The 17,235-nt window shown below is 47.3% G+C and carries 19 protein-coding genes; all 19 read left to right on the top strand.

The features are described from left to right. The first annotated feature begins 103 nt into the window (after positions 1 to 103). The 19 genes from BLW49_RS28710 (at position 104) to BLW49_RS04630 (ending at position 17,230) form a co-directional block, all read left to right on the top strand. Positions 104 to 271, top strand: a complete 168-nt coding sequence (locus BLW49_RS28710; protein ID WP_177178643.1) for a hypothetical protein — start codon at positions 104 to 106, stop codon at positions 269 to 271. Positions 272 to 333: 62 nt separating this feature from the next. Next, positions 334 to 828, top strand: a complete 495-nt coding sequence (locus BLW49_RS04710) for an HNH endonuclease (protein ID WP_090723404.1) — start codon at positions 334 to 336, stop codon at positions 826 to 828. A 5-nt stretch (positions 829 to 833) separates the two neighbouring features. After that, complete coding sequence (locus BLW49_RS04705; protein WP_090723402.1) at positions 834 to 1,313, top strand: transposase; 480 nt, start codon at positions 834 to 836, stop codon at positions 1,311 to 1,313. After that, positions 1,306 to 2,751 carry a terminase large subunit domain-containing protein gene (locus BLW49_RS04700; protein WP_090723400.1) on the top strand — a complete coding sequence of 482 codons (1,446 nt, stop codon included), beginning with the start codon at positions 1,306 to 1,308 and terminating at the stop codon, positions 2,749 to 2,751. Before BLW49_RS04705 ends, BLW49_RS04700 begins: the two co-directional genes overlap by 8 nt. A gap of 222 nt (positions 2,752 to 2,973) precedes the next feature. Beyond that, the gene (locus BLW49_RS04695; protein WP_090723397.1) at positions 2,974 to 3,195 is read left to right on the top strand and encodes a hypothetical protein; all 222 of its coding nucleotides are present in this window, start codon (positions 2,974 to 2,976) and stop codon (positions 3,193 to 3,195) included. After that, positions 3,192 to 5,267, top strand: coding sequence for a portal protein (locus tag BLW49_RS04690; RefSeq protein ID WP_090723396.1), 2,076 nt, complete (start codon positions 3,192 to 3,194; stop codon positions 5,265 to 5,267). The genes BLW49_RS04695 and BLW49_RS04690 overlap by 4 nt, the downstream gene beginning before the upstream one ends. Positions 5,268 to 5,325: 58 nt before the next feature. Beyond that, positions 5,326 to 6,291 (top strand): hypothetical protein, encoded by a 966-nt coding sequence (locus BLW49_RS04685; RefSeq protein WP_090723394.1) that lies wholly within the window; start codon positions 5,326 to 5,328, stop codon positions 6,289 to 6,291. A 14-nt stretch (positions 6,292 to 6,305) separates the two neighbouring features. After that, the gene (locus BLW49_RS04680; protein WP_090723393.1) at positions 6,306 to 6,725 is read left to right on the top strand and encodes a hypothetical protein; all 420 of its coding nucleotides are present in this window, start codon (positions 6,306 to 6,308) and stop codon (positions 6,723 to 6,725) included. Between the two features lie 23 nt (positions 6,726 to 6,748). Next, complete coding sequence (locus BLW49_RS04675; RefSeq protein WP_090723391.1) at positions 6,749 to 7,711, top strand: phage head protein; 963 nt, start codon at positions 6,749 to 6,751, stop codon at positions 7,709 to 7,711. Between the two features lie 45 nt (positions 7,712 to 7,756). After that, positions 7,757 to 7,909: a hypothetical protein gene (locus tag BLW49_RS28705; protein WP_177178642.1), complete on the top strand. Its 153-nt coding sequence runs from the start codon at positions 7,757 to 7,759 to the stop codon at positions 7,907 to 7,909. 202 nt (positions 7,910 to 8,111) lie between these two features. Next, positions 8,112 to 8,477 (top strand): hypothetical protein, encoded by a 366-nt coding sequence (locus BLW49_RS29085; protein WP_256209571.1) that lies wholly within the window; start codon positions 8,112 to 8,114, stop codon positions 8,475 to 8,477. Positions 8,478 to 8,480: 3 nt separating this feature from the next. Further along, positions 8,481 to 10,682 carry a tail fiber protein gene (locus tag BLW49_RS29080; protein WP_090723387.1) on the top strand — a complete coding sequence of 734 codons (2,202 nt, stop codon included), beginning with the start codon at positions 8,481 to 8,483 and terminating at the stop codon, positions 10,680 to 10,682. 14 nt (positions 10,683 to 10,696) lie between these two features. Continuing rightward, entirely contained in the window at positions 10,697 to 11,086 is a 390-nt protein-coding gene (locus BLW49_RS04660) for a hypothetical protein (RefSeq protein WP_090723386.1), read from the top strand. Further along, a complete protein-coding gene (locus BLW49_RS04655; RefSeq protein ID WP_090723384.1) occupies positions 11,086 to 11,226 on the top strand; it encodes an XkdX family protein in 141 nt (46 codons plus the stop codon). Before BLW49_RS04660 ends, BLW49_RS04655 begins: the two co-directional genes overlap by 1 nt. Before the next feature lie 57 nt (positions 11,227 to 11,283). Further along, positions 11,284 to 11,838 carry a phage adaptor protein gene (locus BLW49_RS04650; RefSeq protein ID WP_090723383.1) on the top strand — a complete coding sequence of 185 codons (555 nt, stop codon included), beginning with the start codon at positions 11,284 to 11,286 and terminating at the stop codon, positions 11,836 to 11,838. After that, a complete protein-coding gene (locus tag BLW49_RS04645; protein WP_090723381.1) occupies positions 11,838 to 13,235 on the top strand; it encodes a hypothetical protein in 1,398 nt (465 codons plus the stop codon). The genes BLW49_RS04650 and BLW49_RS04645 overlap by 1 nt, the downstream gene beginning before the upstream one ends. A gap of 10 nt (positions 13,236 to 13,245) precedes the next feature. Further along, entirely contained in the window at positions 13,246 to 14,052 is an 807-nt protein-coding gene (locus BLW49_RS04640) for a hypothetical protein (protein ID WP_090723380.1), read from the top strand. Between the two features lie 59 nt (positions 14,053 to 14,111). After that, positions 14,112 to 14,714 carry a hypothetical protein gene (locus BLW49_RS04635; protein ID WP_090723378.1) on the top strand — a complete coding sequence of 201 codons (603 nt, stop codon included), beginning with the start codon at positions 14,112 to 14,114 and terminating at the stop codon, positions 14,712 to 14,714. A 407-nt stretch (positions 14,715 to 15,121) separates the two neighbouring features. Beyond that, positions 15,122 to 17,230 carry an aggregation-promoting factor C-terminal-like domain-containing protein gene (locus BLW49_RS04630; RefSeq protein WP_090723376.1) on the top strand — a complete coding sequence of 703 codons (2,109 nt, stop codon included), beginning with the start codon at positions 15,122 to 15,124 and terminating at the stop codon, positions 17,228 to 17,230. Positions 17,231 to 17,235: the final 5 nt, after the last annotated feature.

Here is a 17,235-nt window from a genome sequence, read left to right as displayed (position 1 = left end):
GATCTAGCATATATGCACCTCCTTTCGTCTTAGTTCTTTCGACACCAAAAGAGGGGAATCCTTCCTATTTGTCGAAATGTGACAAGGGAAAGGAGGTGTTTGTATGAGTAATAGTGAAGTTACCGCAGGCATTGTTCAGGCGGTGGTAAAAGCAAGAGGTGAGGTACTTTCACAAGGTAGTAATAAGGCTCAGGCCTTGGAACAATATTTGAGTGATGAAGCCGTTGCTAATTTGTACCGAGCCGTCTACAAAGCTGTGCAAGAAGATTGAGTCCAAAGCATCCTTCGGGATGCTTTTTTCTTTTGCATAAATACATAAAGGAGCTGATCACGATGGCATTGACGGCGGGTAGTAGAGATCAGACTGAGAAGCTTAAAGCCTTAAAACTGTTGGCGCGTCATTTAGGAATGGTTGGCCGACTTAGGCGGCCTGTTGATCTTAATGAGCATCATAAATTAATGTGTCTCTTTGCCGTCACGATCGTTACAGATCCAAAATCATCAATAATCAGAAAGATGGCTAGCGCATCCATATTAGATTACTTAATCCCAGGATGGAGAGAATTTATTCCGAAAGAACTCTTAGGACCGGTGATAGAACGAGAAGATAAACTTGTTCGAGCCTGGCGAAAAGGGGTTCTTGAGCGTTGTAATTATCAGTGCGTAGATTGTGGAGCGACTAAGAATCTTGAAGTACATCACATTGCTGAGTGGGCTGAGTATCCGGAGTTGCGGATAGTTGACGAGAATGGCGAGGTATTATGCAATACATGTCATGCGACGAGGCATGAGAACATATCTAGTTTAATTCTAGCGAGAGCGAGGTAACCGATATGGCAGGAGGGCGGAAAAGTAAATATCATACGCACGTTGAACCCAAGCTCCTGCAGATCGAAGCTTGGACGCGTGATGGAATGACACAGGAGGATGTTGCCCGGCGCTTAGGCGTGGCAATGTCCTCCTTTTCGGATTATAAGAATAAGTTTCCGGAATTATCGGAGGCCTTAAAAAAGGGACAGGAAGTAGCCGACATCGAGGTCGAGAATGCCCTGTTTAAGCGAGCTGTTGGGTACCGGTATGATGAGGTAACTCATGAAGCTGCTAAAGAGCTTGACGAAGAAACTGGACAGTACAAGACGGTCATGGTGGAAAGTAAACGGGTAACTAAAGAGGTTCAGCCTGACGTAACGGCTCAGATATTCTGGCTCAAGAATCGTCGTCCTGATACTTGGCGTGATAAGAAAGAGGTTAATGCTGATGTCGCGGGATCGCTGCAGGTCATATTTGATGGGGGGATGACCAAAGATGAGTAAGGTTATCATCCCGTATAAGCCGCAGCCGAGACAGCAGGTGTATCACCAGACTGAAGCTGACGAGATCCTATACGGCGGTGCAGCTGGTGGGGGTAAGTCTGAGGCCACGATCTGGGATGCTTTGAAATACGCCATGCAGTATCCAGGCAGTAGACAGATCATCTTCCGACGTACGTATCCGGATCTGCAGCGGTCTATCATTTCTCGAACACTGCAGGTGTATCCAAAGGAGCTGGGTAAGTACAACAAATCCAAGCATGAATGGGTGTTCGTAAATGGGTCCATCATAGAGTTAGCTTATTGGGACAATGATGCCAACTATACGAACTATCAAGGAGCCGAATACGACGTCATCCGTTGGGAAGAGCTAACGCAGTTTGAGGAGAAATGGTACTTGTATATGCTGTCCCGGCTACGCGGTAGTAAGCCCTATCCGCGATCGGTAAAGAGCACTACGAACCCGGGGGGCGTAGGACATACCTGGGTTAAGAAGCGTTTTGTCTCTATCGGTCCAGCGGAGACAATACAGCAAGTCACTGAGACAGATGACGAAGGGAATACTTTGTTCTGGCCAGAAGGTACACCTCAGGCAGGTCAGCCTATCATCCGCAGTCGTATATTCATTCCGGCGAATGTTCATGACAATCAAGCTCTGGTCCAATCGGATCCGGGCTATTTGGCGCGTCTATTGGCGCTTCCAGACATCGAACGTAAGCAGCTGCTTGAAGGGGATTGGGACGTATTCGCAGGTCAGTATTTCAGTGAATTCAGTCGTGCGGTACATGTGGTTGAGCCCTTTGATATCCCGCGAGATTGGAAGAAGTACCGAGCCCTGGACGAAGGGTACACGGATCCGTTTGTGTGTCTCTGGATCGCACTGGCTCCTGATGGGACAGGCTACTTGTACCGTGAGCTAGCCCAGACCAAGCTCCTAACCAGTGAGCAGGTCGCAGTGACGCGTCTTAATAGTCCGGTACGAGAGCGGTATGAGTACAACGTGGCCGATACGTCATTCTGGAATAAGGCGAAGACGGAGAACATCACACCTGCAGAGATATTTGCTCAGAAGGATGTGCCTCTGATCCAGGCGAAGAAAGAGCGGGTCAATGGGTGGAAGCGGCTGCGTGAATGGCTGAAAGTTGAGAAGGTCATTGATCATGTCACCGGACAGAGTTACACGACAGCTAAGCTGAAGATCTTCAGCACTTGCATAAAGGCCATCGAGGCCATCCCTGCCATGATGCACGATGAAAAGAAGGTCGAGGACGTCGCAGCTCATTCGCTGGACCATATTCCGGATGCGCTTCGTTATTGGGTCATGAGTCAGCCAACGCCAGGCAAAGGTGAGAGCGCATGGGGAGCCAATCCAGAATCTATACCTGCAGGTCACCAGGATGATGAAGATGACGACCTACCAGAGGTCGAAGGTTTTTGGTAATTCAATATTCACTATTTATGCAGTACATGTGTTCAAAATACAAGATTTTGTGAATATGTCTGATCACCCAAACCCTTGATACATAAGGGTTTGTTTACGTTATAGCTCAAAAACAATATACATTAATTATGCATTAGCTCTACAACCCGCATGGTTATAAGATTTCACAGGTATTACCACATGTTAATATATACATCGTTTATGCAGTCAGGAGGCGAAAAAATGGAAATTGTATTTGGGTTTTTAAGTATCATCGTCGTCGCTTTCTTGTTTCTTCGGATGCGGGATCAAGATAGGCAAATCTGTGACCTGTTAGATCGGTTAGCTGCAAGAAGTCATGCGGAGTATGTGGCGACAAAGGCCTACAATGAACGACCGCCGGAGGATAACCCGCCTGACCGGTTAAGTTGGTACGATGATCCGATTGAAGGTGATGGCAAATGAAGCTCCTAGATAAGGTCAAAGGCATCTTTGGCGGTGAGGAAGTTACTGATTCGACGAATCCCAATACTTCAGAACAGCAGCGCATCTGGGATATGGTGAACGAGGATTATCAGATATTCAAAGCAGCTCGGCAACCGGTAGAGGAACACTGGCGTAAGGAACAGCGTTTTTACATGGGTGATCACTGGCATGGATTACGGACAGAAGCAGCATCGAAGCGTCGACCTGATGCCGTAGATAACATAGTGTTCAGTCAGCTTGAGTCTATCGTAGGTAAGCTGGCCGGATGGATGCCTTACCCCGATTTCACGGCTCCTGAGCCCGATGACGAGCCTAAAGCACGTGATCTTAACGATTACATGCCCTATGAGCTACGGAAGATCAAATTCAAACAAAAGCATATGAGAGCCGTGAGACGGATGGTCATTCATGGACCTCTTATCTACAAGACTGTTTTTGATCCAACGGTCGAGGGTGGTCGTGGCCAGAATCGTTATACCGGTCGAAATGATATCCTGCCCGTGGATTTGGCGACATTCTTCCCGGACCCGCGTGTACATGATTTTATTTACCTGCAGCAGATGTCCGCCATCATTCTGCATACTCGGAAACCGCTGGAATACTTCCGTAAACGATGGCCAAGTCAAGGGGCAAAGGTTCAGCCGGATCAGGGTTCTGGAGATATTGATGTTTTCAATGAACCTGCAGATGGCCAGAACCATACGACCGACAAGACCTCTGGACTGATCGAGTACTGGTATCGAGGCCTGCCCAAGATGATGACGTCTGATGATAAGGAATTGTTCAACGACTTGGCGGAGGACGCCCTAAGTCGCGGTGCAGATCCGTCTGAATATGCGGCGAAGGCAAAAGGGCAGATGGACGGTGTGCATTGTATCTACGTATCTACTTCGGGTGTCATGCTGGAACATAAATCCTATGTGTACGATCATGGCCAATATCCATTTACGGCGCGTACATTGTATCCAGAAGAGGGCTCGGCATGGGGCAAAGGCTTTGCTCGGGATATGATAAAGCCGCAGATCATGAAAAATAAGTACGCTGAAATTGCCATTGAAACGTCCGCCAAGATGGGCGGGTCAGCTATTGCTTACGAGGAAGGGGCGATTACTAAGCCTCGGACATGGCAGGAACAACGTGGTCTGCCAGGAGCTATGCTCCCGGTTGCTCCAGGACGTCTCAATGCCGTGAAGGAACTGCAAGGTGTCAATGTGCCATCTACCGTGTTTAACGGTCTGCAGTATTACGATACGATGCTTCAGAAGATCCCCGGCCAGTTTGACAGCTCTAACGGCCAAGCGAGCAGTACAGTGACAAGTGGAGAACAGGCGAAAGCTTTGATGGCTGCAGCTGGGACTCGGCTTAATACAGCATCTGATCTAATCCAGGAGGCGCTGGAAGAGGTGTTCGCTCAGTATATTGAGTTGATGGCGCAGTTCTATACGACGGAGCGAATCGCCCGGGTGACCGGACGAAACGTATCCATGAGCCGTAATTCCATCGTCTCACGGGTCGAAAGTGAATTCCAGACCGGGAATATGCTAGTGGACCCAGAGACCGGAGAAGAGCAGCCTGAGATCTATCCGGTGGAAGAGGAGTATGTCCCTGAGTTCGATATTTTGGTTAACATCAGCGTGGACAAGCCTCAGGATAGAGAGTACTGGCTGCAGCTCGTATTCAACTTGATGAACCTTGTCGACCCAGTTACTCAGTTGCCTTTGGTCGATGCGGAGGCGGTACGCTTCGTTATTCAGACCGGACGTATGGAGCCGATGGACGTTATTAAACGTCGGATTGAAGAAGGTGCAGGTGTTCAACAGCAGATGGCTCAGGCACAGCAGCAAGCACAGGAAGCTCAAATGCAGGTGCAGCAATTGACCCAGCAGAACCAAGCAATGCAGCAACAGCTTGAACAGTTTGGCGGTGAGCAGGCTCAGCGAGATCAACGAGACCGTGAGTTTGAGCAAGGATTGAAACAACAGAAGATGAATTTAGATGCGGCAAAAGTTGCTAGTCAGCTGATGCAGCCGCAACGACCAGGCCAAGGGTGATAGTCCTTTGGCCTATTTATATTGCCGCCAGCCATAGCGGTTAAGGAGGATAAACGACATGAGTAACGTAAACGCCAGCCATAGCGAAGAGGCTCACGGTCAACAGGTTAGTGAAGAGGAAGTACGCGAGTATTACAGCGCTTTTGGTATTGAGTATCCGGAGGATGAAAACCCGGATGGATCCGAAGGAAAAGAAGATGAAGACGATCTGAACGAGGATCCGAACTCGGATCAGGATCCTGCCATAGATCCAGATAACGATCCAGAGGTCAAGGGTCTACAGGTCAAGTACAACGGTCAGGATACGCTCGTACCGGATGAACAGGTCAAGGATTTTGTCGAGAAGGGTATGAACTACGACAAGATCAAAGGTCGTAATCAGCAATACGAGGAAGCTTTGAATCGCCTTGCACGCCAGCAAGGATACAAGGATCATGCCGACTTGATTGCTAATTTGGATCAAATTGAACAGGCGGCTGTAAAAAGGCAGAAGGATCAGTTCGATTTGCTTCAACAGAGTTTACGTGAAGAAGCCCAAAACGCGGGGATTGATCCTGAAGTGTTGGACCAGTACCTAGAGCAACACCCGCTTCTACAGCAAGCTCGCACACTGGTAGACCAGTCAGAAAAAGATCATTCTACTCGTCAAGCAGAGGCTGAGCAGCAAAAACTGGTTGAGGGTTGGGAAGCTTTATTCCGGAAATACCCGGATTTAGCAAATGAAGTGTCGGACGACGGGACAGCTGCTCCATGGTTGACGCAGGATATGCATAATCGTATCCAGCGAGGATATGATCCGATTGACGCCTACGAGCTTGTTCATCGGGAAGCCTTGGCAGCCCAGACGAAGAAGCAGGCTGAACAAACCTTTATTAGGCAGCAGCGGCTGAATAAACGTTCTCAGGTGGAGATCAACCCTGCAGGGAATCTGGATCCGCAAGCGCCGGAAGAGTTACGTTCTGCTTTTGCCATGTTTGGACTTGATCCAAAGGCAGCCCAAAAATACGCTAAGAATTTCGAATAGGAGGTATGTGCGATATGGCACAGGGATTTAAGTACGTATATAACGATTATGGTAAAGATCCAACACGGATCACCACGCTTTTGATGACAGACAACGAAGCAGGTTCTGCAGGTGAGGCGATTAAAATCGTAGCCGGTCGGGTCACTAAGGCTGGACCAACAGACGCCGTTGCCGGTTTCCTGACGGTTAATGTCGAGGCAGGGACAGATAAGCCCACAGAGTTTATCTTGGCTCGTGAGGGAGATTGGTATGACGGACCTTATAGCGGAGTAGCAGCAGTTGAGTTCGTTTCTGGAGTAAATGCAGTGGCTTTGGCGGATGACGGCTTATCTGCAGATGCAGCTACCGTATTAGATGGTCCGTTGTCCGTATTTGATATTAACACGAATAAGATGACAGCTCGGTTCAAAGTAAAGAATCGTCAGTTGTCCTAATTAAAGAAAGAGGGGAATAACCAATGCAAACTGCACTCAGATGGGATCCGCGAGTACTGGAGCCTATTTTTAAAGAGCTCTATTCACTCGCTATGAAAAATAAAAAAGACTTTATTCCGCTATTGTACAACGTCACGAATTCCACGAAAGCGATGGAATCCTATAACGGGATCGGTGGGGAAGGTCTGATGGAAGAATGGGGCCGTTCGAACAACCAGGTGTACTATGAGGATATCGACGAGCTCTGGCAGAAAATTATCAAGAACCGCAAGTTCTCCCAAGGACGAATTATTGAGCGTGATTTCATTGATGATTTGAAACTGACAGAGATTCAACGCCGGATTACGTCGCTTGCAGATGCGGTATATAAAACGCAGCAGCTTCAAGCTGTTGAGTTCCTGAACAACGCTTTTGACGCCCTGGGCTCTAACTGGGTAGGAAGACAAGAGAAGTATGTGGGACCTGATGGCAAACCACTCTGTGCAGCAGATCACCCGTACAGCCCGACTGATGATGAGGATGTGCAGTCTAACCTTGGTAATAAGCCGCTGAACATTGATTCTTGGGATGAAACCGCCGTAGCCATGCAGGAGTGGGTAGATGATAAGGGTAACCTAATGGCTGTTATTCCGGATACACTGATCGTTGCACCTTACAACGCACGTGAAGCGTTTAAGATTGCAGGGTTGCCTGACGCGGATCTGCCGAAGTACGAACCTGGAAGCAACAACTTTGATGCCAATATGTACATGGGTAACATCAAGGTTATCGTCAATCCGTTCATTCATCCGTCTAAGCGGAAAAACTGGTTCGCTGCAGATTCGGCTCGACTGAAAGAATTTAATATTTGGCAGAATCGCCGTAAGGTCGAAAACGGTACAATGACGGACTTCGATACAGAGGCTACAAAATATAAGGCCATTGGACGTTGGGGTTATGGTTTTACCAATTACTCCTTTATTTATGGCCATAAGGTGCAGGATTAAGAGGGAGCTTCGGCCCCTCTTTTTCTGTTTTGATGGAGGTGTATTATGTTTCGAGACGAGCTCCAGGCGCTAAACGCGATACACGCTGAACAGCGCCGCACGAATGAGCTGCTGGCGCAATTGCTGCAGTCACCGGCTGCACCGAAGAAACCCGTAAGTCAGAAGCAGGAAAGGGTGAAGTCAGATGAAAGTAAGTGACGTAGTAGAAGAGATCATCGAGAAGTCGCCACACACGCTGTCGCCAGCATCGATTCTTCGGAAGATCACCCAGGTACGAGACAGGCTTCTACGTAAAGCTGGTTCAGCTCAGCAACAGTCAGAGACCGTTTGTACGGCTATTGATTTGGTGAAAGATCAGAGGTCGTACACGCTACCTTGCCCGCCGAGTGCGGTGACTGAGGTGACGATGCTTTGTGACGATGAATATGTGAGGTTGCCGCTTAGACAATTTCATAACGCTTCGATCAAGCCCTATCATTATTTCCAAGCAGGTCAGATTGGTATTGTGCCTACACCGCAGGAGACGGTTCCCTATGGGATCAAAGTGTTCCATGCGCCAGTGCTATACCCTTTGCGCCTGCAGGACATGGACAAGGATACCGGCTTTGATCCGGATTATGACATGCTTCTGGTGTATGGCGTTCTGCGAGAAATCACGAAGGGTGATGACGCTGAAGAGTACAACAATAAATACGAACAACTTTACGTGGAGTATCAAGCTATCTCGAATGGCTATGAACGGTATTCCGTAGATGAGAGGTGGTAGCCCATGAGTAGATATCCTTGGAGAGATACCAGTACCGATATTTCCGGCGGACAGCCTCCTCAGTGGGAGACGCCTGCTGGCGCACAGAAAAAAGCCGATGACGCTCTTGCTGGGGCTAATGCGTATACGGATCAGCAAGTCGATCAATTTGTTGACCATATCAATAATACAGATGTTCACGTGACTACTGCAGATAAAGCCAACTGGAACAGTAAAGCGGCAGGAGACCATACGCACTCGAGTGCAACGCCGACAGCTCCGGGATTTATGTCAGCCTCAGATAAGGCGAAGCTGAATGGGATAGAAGCTGAAGCTAATAAATATGTGCATCCAGCAACACACCCCCCGTCCATCATCGCACAAGATCAGAATAATCGGTTTGTTTCTGACGCAGAAAAAACGAAATGGAATGGGAAGGCGGAGTCATCTGAGGCTACAGAATCCGTGAAGGGACTTATGTCAGCTGCAGATAAAGCCAAATTAAACGGAATTGAGCCTGAGGCGAATAATTACATCCACCCAACTTCACATCCGCCATCTATCATCGCACAGGATCCAGGCAACCGATTTGTTTCAGATGTAGAGAAGACAACATGGGACAATAAAGCAGAATCAACTGAAGCTACAGCAACCACAAAAGGTCTTATGACCTCCGAGAATAAGACGAAACTTGACGGGATCGAAGCAGCCGCAGAAGTTAACCAGAATGCATTTTCCTCTGTAAACAATGTTTCTGCAACGTCTAAAACTGATACGCTGCAGATTACAGGTGGTACAGGAATCACCGTAACAACAGATCCGAGCAGTAAACGATTGACAGTAACGGCTACTGGGGACGCTACTCCTGGTCCACATGCATCGTCTCACATAACTGGCGGAACAGACATTATTCCAGACGCTGAACCAGGCGGAGATTCAGGCCTTATGAGCGGAGCTGACGCACAATTCGTGCGAATAGATGTGCCAGCTCGCTTTTTGGAGCTTGAGGAGTACGTAAATGAGCAGATTGCAGCAATTCCTCCTATCAATGACGCCTCGTTAACTGGGAAGGGGATCGTCCAGCTTTCAAGCTCCATAGACCAAGATAATGAAGAAGCTGCCGCTACACCTAAAGCAGTTAAAACCGCCTATGATGAAGCGATAGCGGCAAAGCAGCTTGGAGTTGAGCAAAAAGCAAATGTGGTTGCCGCGCTCAACTCCATTGGTGTAGCGGCATCCACAAACGAGGCATGGGACGAATTGATTAGTAAAATAGCTGCTGTTATCAAGGCGACAGGCACTGCAACAGCTGCTCAAGTATTGGCTGGAGCAACTTTCAGTAATCAAAACAGTAGCAGCATTACAGGTACGATGACAAACAGGGGAACCATGACATTAACACCTGGAGCTTCATCCGTTACCATTCCAGCTGGATACCATAATGGAAGTGGGATAGTCTCAGCTGTAACAAACTTATTGGCTGCTAATATTGCAGCAGGGGAAAATGTCGGTGGGGTTGCGGGAACATATACTGCAGACGCCACAGCAATCGCAGGAGATATGTTGTCAGGAAAGACCGCTTATGCCAACGGATCGAAAGTAACTGGCTCAATGGCAAACCGAGGAGCAGTATCACAAAATATAACAACTCAAAACGGATCATATACCATCCCAGCTGGCTATCATAACGGGTCTGGTGTTATTAAGGCCGTATTCGCAAATCTAGTTGCAGCTAACATTAAATCAGGGGTCAATATTGGCGGAGTTACAGGGACATTAAAACAAACCGTACCAGGGCAACAGGCTCTAAACTATAGGAGACAGTCTGGTTCGGCGATCATTACACCAGTTGGACCCTTTGACTTCGTAGAGACCATAGCAACTGTTCCAGCTGGGTGTTCATTGATCTACTTTACGTCCACTAGTAACACAACTACCTACTATTCTACAGGGTATTCACCAGTATACATTGAGCCTGTGTTACGAGACAGTAACGGTGTATATGCTGTACTAGGTAATACGTCTAACACGTCTAACGTTCCTATATCTACAATTGCAGTAGACATACTTAATAAGAAAATCTACACCGACCACAGAGATAGAAATATCCCGAGCAACTTCAATTCGTCAAGTCCAATGACGGTGTGTTTCAGGATATACTCAGCGGCAACTGGTCAGTATGGGTTAACGGCCGCTTGTATGGTTGGTACCCTGATCTATGTATAAAAAGGAGGTCACTCATGACTAAGAAATACGTTATATACAAAGAAGTAACCGGATCTTCTTCCGGGGTAGTATCAAACGTCATACACAACCCATACCCTGAGCAATATGTTCCTAATGGTGTTTTCACAGAATCTGCAATACCTGTAGTCGAGATGCTGCCCCTCAATATCAATGCCAACCTTATGATTAACCTTGAAGACAATACGCTTTACCTGGATTATCAGGAAGCTGTGACAGTTGAAAAAGAAGTTTTAGACCTCAAGACAGAAAATGCAGCACTGTATGAAGCGATGGGCAACCTATTAATTGAAAGTGCGGCAGATAAAGCAACGATTATGGGATTAGAAGAAACAATGGGTAATCTTTTGCTTGAAGTCGCAGCCCTGAAAGGAGGTGCTGCATAATGTGGTATTCAACAGTAAAGAGATTCTTCGACAATGGTCACCCAGCTTACAATGATGAGAGCTTAAAGACGTTTGTTGTAGCTCAGATGATTACTGCTGATCAATATAAGCTGATTACAGACAAAGAATACATTCAGTAACACGCACCGCTATCCGGGAGCGTGTTTTTTATATACAAATTAGAGGGAGTTGATCCCGTGAACATAAATGAAATTATTTCAGAAGCAGACCTACTGGTCCCGAATGAAATGGCAGTTGCCGACAAGATCATCTGGCTCAACGCTTTGAATCAGGATTTCTTCAACGTGGTCAAGATTCCTAAGATTACGAGATTTGAGTGTATATCAGGGCAGAGCGATTACGCTTTGCCGGCAGATGTAAGACAGAAAAATATCGATCTCGTCATGATCGGGATGTTCCCGTATATGAGCTTGGATCGGGGTGAGGTTGCACCGGCACAGAACGCCTATACTTTTGACGATACGACTCGTACGTTATCTCTATTTCCTGCTCCATATGATTCGCTAACTGGCTTTCTGAGATATCACCGAGTGGCCACAACTACATTTGTTTCGTCATCGCTGAGTGTCTCACCTGATGCACCAGAGGAGTATCACTGGACTTTCATTCCAGCACTTTCATCGATGCTGGCCAACAGCCAGGACGATTCCGTGAAAGCAGCTAATTATGAAAACCAGTATAAGGCCGCATGGAATGTGGCTGCTCAGAATTATCAGGCAGGTGGATCATAATGCGACAGATCCAACTTAAAGCCTCACAGAATCAGCCGCTGGATGGTCTCATGCCCCCGATGCCGATTCGGGAGTTTAGAGGCCTGAATACATTTGACCCTTATTCCATCGATGATACTTTCTTCACAGAGATGGAGAATTTGACGACGGATGATTACCCTGCAATCTCCACAAGACCAGGATATACCGTAATAGGAACATTCGGGTCAAGAGTGCTGGGAATGGGCATCTGGAGAGGTCGTGAGCTCCATGTGGTATTTAATGATGGAACATGGAGGCGCTGGTCTGGTTCAGGCTGGACAACCCTCGTGAGCGGTCTGAACACATCTGCAGAGTGGTCGTTTACGAATTTTGACGGCAACCTAGGCGGTGTGAACCTGATTGGCTGCAACGGGGTCGATTCAATGAGGAAGTATAACGGCTCCAGCGTGTCTGTATTGAGCGGTGCGCCCTCGAACGGCAAACATATTACCACCTATCAGAATCGCTTGTGGTGCGCTGTAGGAAACGAGCTGTGGTCCTCTGCACTCGATCAGCCCGAGAACTGGAACACGTTTGCCGGCAACCAGCAGGACAGCTACCGAAAAACGATAGAGTCATCCCACGGTGAGGACATCAACATGTTGTCAGGCAGCTTATATAGGCTGACGATCGGCATGCCATCCTCGATCCATCTACTTATGGGAAGCATCCCGTCCGACTTCAACAGTCGGTTAGTCTCGGATGATGAAGGTGTAGTCAATAACAAGGCTGTGGCTGTCCAGGAAGGCAGCATGCGATTCATGCATAAGACAGGGATTTATGAGTACGCTGCAGCTACAACCCCGGACAAGAGCTCCAGCGAAGTTGTTAGGGAGTTCTATCGGAGAGTCAGTGAGCAAAGCGCTGCCGGTTCGGATGGGCTTAAATTTTATTTCGCTACTCAGAGCGGGGAAACACTTGTTAACGATCCTCGTATCGGAGTATGGTCCCGCTGGATTACGCCTGTGCCGACATGCTTTGCTTCCTTTGGTCAGGAACTCTATATAGGTACTGCAGCTGGCCAGGTCCTTAAACTAAGTGGTAGTACAGATAACGGACAGCCGGTAGCCTGGAAAGCTGTCACAAAACCATTTACGAATCAATCCATAGCGCAGCGTCAACGTTGGCTGAAGATGTGGCTTGTTGCTGAAATGGCTGCAGGTAGTGTCATGAACATCAGTTTATCCAGTAAAGCGGCCGGCGAAGATTGGGATCTGGTCGAAACGATCAATTCATCTTCCATCCAGGCTAAGCGAATCATCATTCCAGTAAGAAAGTTCGCCCTGGAGAACACCGTCCGAATTAAGCTTGAGGGCACAGGCTTTGTGAGAATTCATGAAATCACACGTCAGGTGCGGCAGTTGCCGCTCTATTAAGGAGGAACGCATGAGTATTCAAGAGGTAGCACCCTCATTCAAAAACCCGCCAACGTTTCAAGATTTGGACGAAGTAAAGGTGTACCTTAAGGATGCCATTAGTAAAGTGGCCAGGGCCTTGATGGATATCGATTTTATGATCAATGGCACATTGGATGTAAACAATATCCGAGCTGAAGGAATCGAAGCGCGTAGTATAGCCGCTGAAGCGATCACTACAGAGAAGATCCAGGCAGGTGCAGTTACTGCAGATAAGATTACAGTAAATGAGCTGTCTGCCATTTCAGCCAACTTAGGACACATCATAGCCGGCCTGATCGAATCGGTTGAGATCTACGGCTCTTATATTGCGACTCGTCGTAATGCGTACCCCCGAGCTGAGATGAGCTCTGATAATGATTTGTTCGGGGCGTATAGGGATGCCCTTAATTTCATTGAGATCGAAGCTGAGTTTGGAGGATCTCCTGCAGTTCGATTTATTCAAAATGGTCAGATTAAAGGTAACATGCACATGTTATACGGTGATATAACTCTTGAAGGGTTAAGCGGGGTAACGCTGCGGGCAACAGGAGGTAGAGACATTTTATTGGATGCAGGAAGTGGTTATTTATCCGTTCCTAGTTTCTCAAAAATCATTAGTGATAGTGACCAAAGCTTAGGCGTTGAACTGGACAGGAAAGCGACCGCTGGGACTTCGACAAGCATGTCTGGATCACACAACCATGGGATTGAAGATGGGACTGAGTTACTCACTGCAGATGGACGAACAGTTACATTTCGTGCAGCTCCACAACATTCACACAGTCAGAATAGTTAACCCATTATTCGACAAAAAGTGGTATAATCATCCCAATATATTACAATGGGGTGTTAATAGTGAAGAAATGGCGTGGAGTAGGGTTAATTGCAATAGGATTTTTGATCGGTATTGGGGTTTCTTTCGCCCCTGAATTGCAGGCTGCCTCATCAAAATTGCTAGGTAGTTCTGTAGGGAATGTCCTTCAGGTAAAATTAGACGGAAAAAACATTGGCGAAGGTGGAGTTATCAGTGGGACAACCTATGTTCCTTTGAGGACAGTCGCCAATAACCTTGGTGCGGAGGTAGTAAGAGTGAATAAGAATGAAGTTGTTCTTTCTTCTGGACCAGATGGGACAAATGTAAATATGGATAAAATTAATGTCCAGCGAGAAGCGCTTATAACTGAGATAAGGGACCTTAACTTAGCGGCTGAACGAGCAAGAGAAGTAATAGCTAATAAAGACCGTTCCTTGAAAACTATAGATAGACTAGAAGTAACAATAGAAGGAACCAAAAAATTCATAGCGATTGAAGGATCTGGATATGATCAATCTATTATTGATGGTTACGAGTTGCAAATAAAAGAGATCGAAGATCGAATTAAAACAGCAGAAATCGATCTTCCTGTATATGAAAAGAAGATAGCAGATCTCGAAGCTCAGTTGTCTAAGCTTAAATAGAGTCCATCTTTAAAAGTACTTTAAAAGTATTTTAAAGGTTGAAAGTAGCACAGATGTTTAATAAAATGAATGTAGATACAAAATGAATAAGAGTAGCCGGCCTATGGCTACTCCTGCACAGCATGATTTGCGGTGGGGACTCCTCCGAGTGCAGTAAGCTTCAGACGAAGTGACCCATCAGGCCGTCAACCTGTGGTGGGTCACTTCTTTTTACGATCGATGTATGTCAAGAGCGCAATAACGAAAGTTGCGAACATGATTACGTCGGTAAATGAGAAGTTCATAGGATCACCTCCCACTGGAGGCAAGCCTATCCCCACCACAAATTGGCTGTACAAATAGATTATACCATTTAGAAGGCTCTCATTACGAGAGTCTTTTTTCTATTTGGTGTCAGGAGGTGCAATATGGTTTATGTTACAACCGGAACAGTCGTGAAAAAGAACGAATCTAATAATAAGACGCCTCTCGTCACAGGTGCTGCGAATGCGCCAAAGTCACCTAGTCTAGGGTATGGGGGTGCCAACTATGCAACGGCAAACACTCCCGGTCGGCAGAGCATTACGTCTAACCAGGCTAAGATTAAGAATGACGATGCCTATAGGCAGAGCGAGATTGCCCGAACGTTGGCCACGATTACAAATCGGCAGAATCAGGGTTTGGACACATCTGCTCAGCAGAAGTACTTAAATGTGAACCTGGGTCATCAGAGTGCAATGGGACAGGCGGCTGCCAATACGCAGTCACAGCCTACAGCACAAAATAACTTTGCTATACCCGGAAGCCGAACGGAGCAGACACTAGGCAGCATTAACGACTGGATCAGTAAGCAGGGGCAATTCCAATTCGAGATGCCAGATTCCTTCACCTATGATCCTAGTACCGATCCTGCTTATCAGTCTCAGCTCGCTGAAGCTAAGAAGAACGTAGCCACTCAGCAGGCAGATACAAATGCAGGTCTTCGTGCCACAGGGCAAGGTAAATCGTCCTGGAGTGAGACCGTGGCCAATCAGATCGGAACAGGGGCGATGGAAAGTATTGCGAATAACCTGGTTCCTCAGCTGATGCAGCAGGCTTATCAGCGTTACAACGACGAGGCGAATCGAAACCTGCAGGTGCAGCAAATGAACTACGGTGTTGGCCAAGACGCGATTGGTAATTTGGGAAGCCTATACGGTCTGCAGAATCAGGAGTATTTCCAGAATCCGCTGGCTGAAGCGCAAGTTACAGGCAACTACTTACCTACAGCAGCACGTGACGCAATTAACAACCTGCTCAGTCTGAAGCAACAAGCTGAAACAAAAGGCATCACTGCAGAGGAGCGCACTAACTTGAGCAAGCAGGCTGACTTCATCCGTAGCCAGCTCACCTTTATGGGCATCGATGCGAGCCAGTACGGTGCTGACGTGAATTACAATACAGCAAGCCAAACTCAGGCAGGGATCCGAACGCTGGCAGGGCAACAGACAGATCTTGCTAATCGCCAAGCTAATTTGGACGCGGCACTTCAATACGCGAATCTGACAGGTCGCTTAATGACGCCGCAAACGGATTGGACCGGGTATGCAAGGCAAGCAACCAATCCAGAGACACCGCTCACAATGGCTGGCCAACAACAACAATTTGATCAAGGTCAGCAAGCCTGGAATAACGAGTTTACTCTTGAGCAGTTTGCTTATCAGAAGGCACGTGACGCGATTGGCGATCAGCAGTGGCAAATGCAGTTTGATGAGAACGTGCGGCAGTATGGGCTTAACTATGCTATGGAGGATCTTGCTCAGCGGAATCAAATGGCTTATCAACAGGCTCAGATTTCCATTAGCCAAGATGAAAATGCAAGGGCTTGGCTTGCTTACGGTGACGGGATGAACCAGACCACCTCTCCAAGCTATAGCGGCGTTACAGCGAACCAGGCGTATGAATCGATCTATAGTCAATTTGTTGACAAGGAAACAGGTAAGATTCCATCAAACGCTTCAACAAAGAATTCGATCTATCAGCAAGTCATGTCGATGGGGCTTCCGGATGGCCAGGATACGCAGGTTATGACCATGCTTGGTCTGACTCAATCGGATATTAGTAAGTATGACAAGCAGTATGGGGTCAGTTCGGGAAACTCGAATAGCTCCACCACATTCACATCTCCAAGTGGTGGAGCATACTCCAACTACTTTAAAGCTGAAAAAGACTCGAAAGCGAATCCTAAAAACTATGCAACAGCAAGCAGTGCAGTTTCAAGAGCACTTAGCACGCTTGGTAAACCTGCTGAATGGCTGGCACCAACGCTTGAGCTGGTTGCCCGTGAATCTAGCTTTAACCCGAATGCGAAGAATCCTAAATCTTCAGCAGCCGGGTTATTTCAGTTTCTCGATGCGACGCGCAAGAACTATGGCGGCAGCAGCGTAGATTGGTCTGATCCATATCAGCAAGCGCTGAAGGGGCTGCAGTACATTGAAGATCGGTATGGTGATCCGGTGAAGGCTTTGCAATTCTGGGATAAAAATAACTGGTATTAAGGGTG

Origin of the sequence: Paenibacillus sp. PDC88, from assembly GCF_900106725.1 — a bacterium.
In the GTDB taxonomy this organism is placed as follows: Bacteria; Bacillota; Bacilli; order Paenibacillales; family Paenibacillaceae; genus Paenibacillus; species Paenibacillus shunpengii.
The sequence above is the reverse complement of the archived record's forward strand: the minus strand, read 5'-3'. Positions and strand labels throughout refer to the sequence as shown.